Source organism: Flagellimonas olearia (assembly GCF_009184425.1).
GTDB classification, from domain to species: domain Bacteria; phylum Bacteroidota; class Bacteroidia; order Flavobacteriales; family Flavobacteriaceae; genus Flagellimonas; species Flagellimonas olearia.
The window spans coordinates 1-304 of sequence record NZ_WELG01000227.1 but is presented as its reverse complement, the minus strand read 5'-3'; the positions used below and the strand labels follow the sequence as shown (position 1 = coordinate 304).

Annotated in this window: 1 protein-coding gene; it reads right to left on the bottom strand. The window is 56.2% G+C overall.

The genetic code is table 11. From position 1 onward, the window contains the following. The coding region (locus tag F8C76_RS19760) for a class I SAM-dependent methyltransferase (protein WP_211372236.1) at positions 1–304 on the bottom strand (304 nt) is incomplete at both ends.

Genomic DNA, 304 nt, shown 5'->3' with positions numbered 1-304 from the left:
AGTTCGCCGACGTCAGCAAAAATATTGATGGGCATCACCCGGTGGCGTTCGCTTAGCACTTGATGTTCTGTGAGGAGGTGTTGTTTGCGGCGGGCCATGTCCGGCAAGTCGGTTTCGATGTAGGTGAGCTGCGGATATTGCTGGCAGAAGCGGTGGCCGCGGGGCGACAGGCCGCAGGCGATTTCCACTACCTGGGTTACGCCACTGTTAATTAGCTGGTGCAAGCGGTGGTCGATAACCAGGTGGCGTTGCAGAAGAAAGGTACGAATATTGCCACCGGCAATGCGCCGCCCCATATATTCAA